Source organism: Pantoea stewartii subsp. stewartii, from assembly GCF_008801695.1.
Taxonomy (GTDB): Bacteria; Pseudomonadota; Gammaproteobacteria; order Enterobacterales; family Enterobacteriaceae; genus Pantoea; species Pantoea stewartii.
In genome coordinates this window covers 1-5,730 of sequence record NZ_VZPF01000141.1, presented here as the reverse complement: position 1 = coordinate 5,730, position 5,730 = coordinate 1, and the positions used below count along the sequence as shown (strand labels likewise).

General features: G+C 50.9%; 7 protein-coding genes. All 7 read left to right on the top strand.

Annotation, left to right across the window (positions count from 1 at the left end; translation table 11 throughout):
* Positions 1–28 precede the first annotated feature (28 nt).
* The gene (locus F7Q90_RS24495; RefSeq protein WP_151161122.1) at positions 29–1,099 is read left to right on the top strand and encodes a hypothetical protein; all 1,071 of its coding nucleotides are present in this window, start codon (positions 29–31) and stop codon (positions 1,097–1,099) included.
* A 1-nt stretch (position 1,100) separates the two neighbouring features.
* Positions 1,101–1,445, top strand: coding sequence for a hypothetical protein (locus tag F7Q90_RS24490; RefSeq protein ID WP_044241792.1), 345 nt, complete (start codon positions 1,101–1,103; stop codon positions 1,443–1,445).
* Positions 1,446–1,455: 10 nt separating this feature from the next.
* A complete protein-coding gene (locus F7Q90_RS24485; RefSeq protein ID WP_052310117.1) occupies positions 1,456–2,151 on the top strand; it encodes a Gp138 family membrane-puncturing spike protein in 696 nt (231 codons plus the stop codon).
* A 30-nt stretch (positions 2,152–2,181) separates the two neighbouring features.
* Positions 2,182–2,778 (top strand): terminase small subunit, encoded by a 597-nt coding sequence (locus tag F7Q90_RS24480; RefSeq protein WP_006118733.1) that lies wholly within the window; start codon positions 2,182–2,184, stop codon positions 2,776–2,778.
* A 47-nt stretch (positions 2,779–2,825) separates the two neighbouring features.
* A complete protein-coding gene (locus tag F7Q90_RS24475) occupies positions 2,826–3,353 on the top strand; it encodes a hypothetical protein (RefSeq protein ID WP_044241794.1) in 528 nt (175 codons plus the stop codon).
* A gap of 935 nt (positions 3,354–4,288) precedes the next feature.
* Entirely contained in the window at positions 4,289–4,771 is a 483-nt protein-coding gene (locus F7Q90_RS24470; protein WP_141119365.1) for a hypothetical protein, read from the top strand.
* Between the two features lie 101 nt (positions 4,772–4,872).
* Complete coding sequence (locus F7Q90_RS24465) at positions 4,873–5,601, top strand: phage head morphogenesis protein (protein WP_006118735.1); 729 nt, start codon at positions 4,873–4,875, stop codon at positions 5,599–5,601.
* The last annotated feature ends 129 nt before the right edge of the window (positions 5,602–5,730 follow it).

The following is a 5,730-nucleotide window of genomic DNA, read 5'->3' as shown; positions in this document are numbered from 1 at the left end:
TGGCAAAAAAGCCGGGTAAGGGTATTTAATGTCACAGAACTGGATGCGCCATTTTGAGCTGCAGCTTGTCTCCGAAAATAAGCCCGGGATCAGCCTGAGCGATTTTAAAGTTACTTTTGATATAGAGCGTAACGATAACCGCTGGCCAGCCACGGCGAATTTTAAAATTTATAACCTCTCGCCTGAAACGCAGAACCGCATCATGCAGCGGGAGTTCTCGAAAATCATCATTATCGCCGGTTATGACGGTATTGCGCCTGACTATACCCGCGATCAGGTAGACGTTGAGCGGCAACTGGAGCCGGAGCAGGTAGGCCAGACAGCCGGCAGTAATTTTGGCGTGCTGTTTAGTGGTGAAATTCGTTTTGCCGTGACAGGGAAAGAAAACATCACTGACTCCTGGATAAGTATTCAGGCCTGTGACGGTGAGCAGGCTTTCTATAACGCTTTTATCAGCGCTAACCTGCAACGGGGCTATACCAAACGCGATGTTTACAACCTGCTTATGGATAACCTGAAACCCTACGGCATCGTGCCGGGCGTGGTACCGGAATTTCCATCAGTTGTTTACCCGCGCGGTGCCACATTCTACGGCCCTGTCAGAGATTATCTGAGCACGCTGGCAGAAGACCTTCAAGCCACCTGGCAGTTCAGCTACGGACGACTGGATATGATTCAGAAAGACGTTGCCACGCATACCGCCGTTGTGCTGAACGCCGATACAGGGCTTATCGGTATGCCGCAGCAGACTATCGGTAACGGCGTGAACATCCGCTGTCTCATCAATACCCGGATTCACCTTCACGGCCTTGTGCAACTGGATCAGGCGTCAGTCTACCGTGCCGAACTGAGCGGTGACCAGGTAGTCAAAGCTGGTGGCCCTCTCCGCGAACGGGAGACTAACGGCAATCTTACGGTGTCCGGTCTGGCGCAGAAAGAGAACCCGGCCAACATTGCGACCGATGGCGTCTACATTGTCCGCTACATTATGATTACCGGCGACACGCGCGGCAAGGCGTGGTACATGGATATGGCGTGTGAAGCCCGTGGCAATGCAGATGTAAATTCTGAATCAACCTTAGTGAAATGGGGCGCTTAAAATGAAACTGCAAATTTTAATGGTCTGTGCGGCATTGACTGTTTACGCCAGCGCTGCGCAAGGGGTTACTTTACAATGTGGAAATTTTAACCTCGTTGCGCTTCCAAATGAAATGACAAAAGTTAACGGTGAAACTGTTACATCCCAAAAAAATATTTCGTTAGGTGAAAACGGAATAAAGGTTGAAATGACCCTTATGCCAGCCAGTGACGGAAATGATTACGGGTTTGAGTACATCCATCCAGACGGCAAAAAAGAACACTGGCTGAACGTCGAGCTCATCCGCACGAACATGGATCAGCCGCGCCTGATTGGTACGTTTAACTGTCACCGCGTTGCCGGATAAGGAGCAATCAATGTCCAGTATCAGACCAATCAGCGGGCTTGAAGCATTCGACTCAGGTGTAAATATTTCCAAAAACCAAATATGGGTTGCCGTGCCGGGTACGATACGTTCCTTTGACCCCGATACGGTAACATGCGTTGTCGATATGGCGATTATTTCAGGAATTAATACAAGTAAGGAAGACAACATATCCTTTGACCGGCTCGATAGAGATAGTGAGGATTACCCCTTTCTCATGGATGCGCCGGTAGTTTTTCCGCGCGGCGGCGGCTGCACGCTTACTTTCCCGATCAAAGCCGGTGATGAATGTCTGGTTGTTTTCAGCCAGAGCAATATCGATTTCTGGTGGCAGAACGGCGGGTCGCAGTTAAGTCTGAACCAGAGAAGGCACGATTTCAGCGATGCATTTGTAATACCCGGTCCACAGTCGCAGGCAAAGAAAATCAGCAATATCAGCCCCACCGCCGCACAGCTTCGCACAGACGATGGCAGCGCGTTTGTAGAGGTTTCTGCTGGTGGCGATGTTACGGCTACCTCTGGCGGGCAAATCACGCTGAATGCGCCACAGGTCACGATTAACGGCAACGTGCAGGTAAACGGCTCACTGACGGCCACCGGCGATGTGAAAGGCAGCGGTAAGAGCCTGTCCACGCATACCCACGGCAACGTGCAGAACGGCGACAACCATACAGGCGCACCTGACTGATTGCGCCACCTGTTAATTAGAGAGGGCGATATGACGCTGACAGACGCACAGAAGGGGCTATTTAACGCCCTGACGCAGCTACAGCGGCGGTTTGTCACTGAGTTGCTTAAAGGCCAGAACCAGACGCAGGCTTACCGCCTTGCCGGAGGTAAAGCGAAAGGTGACGGTGCCCGGTCTAAAGCCGCTCAGATAGTAACAAATAGTAACGTTCAGGCGTTCTTACAGGCCGTCCAGTACGAAGTAGTCAGCGAAGCCATAATGACGCGCACGGAAGCGCTTGAGCGCCTCACATCGATAGCCCGAACCACCATTGGTGATTTGGCTACATTCGGCACGCATCGCGCGGGTGAAGATGATGACGGGCAGCCGGTAGAACAGACCGTTTGGCGCTTCAAGAATTCCGACCAGCTAACGCCTGAGCAGTTGGCCGCTGTTTCAGAACTGACGGCCAGCAAAGACGGCCTGAAGGTCAAACTTCATGATCCAAAGACGGCAATCAAGCAGATAGCAGAAATGCAGGGCTGGGAAGCGCCGAAACGCACAGAGCACAGCGGAACGATACACGCGTCAATATCCGAGATCAGTTCCGAAGATGCCCAGGCGATTTATCAAAAAATGATGGGCTGATATCCGGCCCGTATCACGCAGTTAACTGGTGGAGGTATCAGTAAATTATGTTGATGAGCAAAGCAGAGTATGCCCGCTACAGAGGTGTAAGCCGCCAGACTGTCTATGACTGGGTAGCGAAAGGGGCAGTAGTGCTTTCCGGCTCTAAAATCGATGTGACAGCGACAGAGAGCCAGAAGAACTACCCGGTACCAGGTGAATCAGAAACTAAAACGTGGCCGCATCGCACGCTCGAAATGACGTGGGGCGAATTCTGGAGCGCTGTTAAAGCCAATGACGGTAAAATACCGGCACCAGCCAGCGACGATGAAATTAAACAGCGTGTTCTCGATGCAGCCGATGAGCTTAACTGCGAAGTCCAGTTTCTGGAGGACGGCGGGATCTGGATAGGTGATGGTGAAGCTGAGCATTACTTCAATGTGTATGGCTTACGGGAGAACGCAGAAAACGCTATCACTATGCTGAGGCATGAGGTTTGTTACGCTGCTGAGGTGTGCGGGGATGATCTGGACGACTGGAGCGAGGCAGGAATCAGGGCCCTGTCTGAGTGGGCGAAACAGCCAAAAGAAGCATAACCTACCAGTGCGCCCGCGAATCTGAACGGTTTACACTTTCTGCATTAATAAGGTATTCGAAACGGATTTGGTTTACACATTTGACACCCGGAGCGCAAGAAAGCGGGGGTATTTCGTTAAATGTGTAAAGTGGGTTTACAGCGGGCAATAAAAAAGCCCGCGATCGGAGGGCGCAGGCTTTTAATTAGTACCGGAATTACCATTATCACGTGGCAAAGGCATTATACCAACTTACTCTATTTTTGAAAGCCTCTGAGAACGGATAAAGCCCATGACACCTGAACAGACAGCACTCCTTTCTATCGCGGCCATTGAGCACTACGGCGAAACTGTAACCCCTTCCGAATTGCGCGAAATTAAGCGTTACATACACACCGGAGCAGCCAGGCGGGAACGATTCGAGCAATCGATGAACAGTCCGACATGGCAGTGGCAAAAGCCAGCTAAGCGCCGGTGACCAGCCGACAGATTTGTCGGCAGATGACATTGCGAGTCAGCAATACTCACGCACAAACCAAAGCCCGAATATGGGCTTTGCTGATAGCGATGTAACTTATTGAAAATGTTCCAACCGCCAAATATGGCGGCTGCTCAGAAAGTAGTCGATGCGGCGATGTGCAGATTTGCATATCGGACACTTACTCAGAAAGTGCCGATACCGAGATTCCGGTATCGCTCGTCGAACTTTGCGCCGACGAAATTCGAATGTTCAAATCCTTCACGTTAAATAGGTAGAGGACTCTGGCTACAGGTAGATAAGGGTAGATAGCCAAAAATTCATTGCCTACCCTCTGCAAGCCTTGTGCAGCAAGGGCTGAGGTCAATTAGGTAGACAGGTAGACAACCCGAAGCCAAAACTTTTAAACGCGCACCCCTATAAGCTCTAAGCAGCGCAAATCAACTGCATACGTTAAACGTACGCACATCGCAACCCATTGAATCAACTTAATTATAGCGAAATGCTAGAATCGGCTAACTTGATGATTTTATTTAATTCCGTCGAATCAACGGAATTGGCTGAACACGAACAGTATTCGGGTTCACCTGAGCGTGTCCATTACTTAGGTTCGAATGATGGCGCTAATCTGCGCCATGAAAAGGGCTGCACTGTAGAAGCTGCCCTTGAGGATGATTGGTTTTTCAATCATGAGGAAAATCAACATTATCCAGTTTTGGACTGTGGCCGTATCGCAAAGATACACGCCGATAACCAACCCTCTTTAAGAGGGGCAGTCGGGCGCTTGCAGGTAACTGAAAGTCACTCGCAAGACAGACCCGATATGTCCGGGGCTGTGCATCACATGGGTTTGTACGGCATTTTCGTAGGTCATATTGCCATAAATAGCTTTTCCACTGGCTGGCTTCTTCTAATTGACAGATGCATTCATCCATCAATAACGATACAGCCGCTACTCTAAAGGACTTTGCGTAGGACTACAGAAAGGATACGCGCCAGTTAGATCGTCGGGATAACAAACAGTTAAAAGATGCAACTTTACTTCGCAGGATAGCGCAGGCGGTGGGCGACATCGTAAATGGCCGCTACGATGGTTCAAATGACAGCGTTACCGAAATCATGGATGAACTGGAGCGCTACAGCGAAATCATTGACGGCTGGGCTAATCAGGTCGCCACGGGCTTTGCGGCATCCGTAGCGCGTCACAGCGAAAAAGAGTGGCGCGAAAACAGCCAGCAAATCGGCGCTGAGCTACGTAACGTCATTAACAACACGCCTACAGGGCAGGTCATGCGCAGCATTGTTGCTGAGCAGGTGAAGTACATAAAATCCCTGCCGCTTGAAGCTGCAGAGCGCATTTACGATATCCAGAACCGAGCGATTGAAACTATGGCTGCTGGTGGTCGTGCTGATGCGTTTGCGAAGGAAATTGCGGCATCCGGCGATGTGGCGGCTTCTCGGGCAAAACTCATTGCGCGAACTGAGGTCGGGCGGGCTGTCACGGCGCTGACGCAGGCCAGGGCGCTGGCGAGTGGTTCGCAGGGTTATATCTGGCGCACGGCACACGATGGTGACGTTCGTCACTCTCATGCAGAAATGGAGGGGCTTTTTGTTTACTGGACAAACCCTCCAACGCTTGACGGTATGACCGGACACGCTGGCGCGTTACCTAACTGTCGTTGCTGGTGTGAAGTGGTATTTGCGCACAGTAATGTGGTTCAGCTTAAAACTGGTGATGGATTGCGAAGAATCGTAACCATCGATGGAAAACCCGTTCGGGTCGCAGCATAAACGTAAGCGTCACATTTAAACCGTCTGTGCAGCGGGCTCCGGTTCCGGGAAAATAGTGTCCATCATTTTTTAATGGACACTATCGCGTGAAACACCGGACATGGCTCCTTGAGGCGCTTCGCCTCCATT